The sequence below is a fragment of the Mesorhizobium sp. GbtcB19 genome (assembly GCF_019091085.1).
Classification (GTDB): Bacteria; Pseudomonadota; Alphaproteobacteria; order Rhizobiales; family Rhizobiaceae; genus Mesorhizobium.
The window spans coordinates 1-243 of the sequence record NZ_JAGXJY010000419.1 but is presented as its reverse complement, the minus strand read 5'-3'; the positions used below and the strand labels follow the sequence as shown (position 1 = coordinate 243).

Below are 243 nucleotides of genomic sequence, written 5' to 3'. Positions count from 1 at the left end.
TGGCCCGCCGCAAACAGGGCCTGGTACTCGTTGAAGCCGTTGGAGCTGATGCCGGGAGGCCCGTCCTCCTTCATGGTGTCGACATACCAGCCGATCGCCTTCTTCCAGGCGTCAGAGTTGATCTGCGGCTTCCAGTTCATGTCGGACCATTGTCCGCCGAACGTGTTCACCAGCGTGCCGACAAAGGCCATGTTCTCGCCCCAGCCCGGCTTGCCGCGCCGGCAGAGCCCGTACTGTTCCTTC

1 protein-coding gene is annotated in these 243 nt (G+C 63.0%); it reads right to left on the bottom strand.

The genetic code is table 11. The features are described from left to right. On the bottom strand, positions 1-243 hold a 243-nt coding region (locus KVT37_RS32625; RefSeq protein ID WP_217579068.1), incomplete at both ends, for an extracellular solute-binding protein.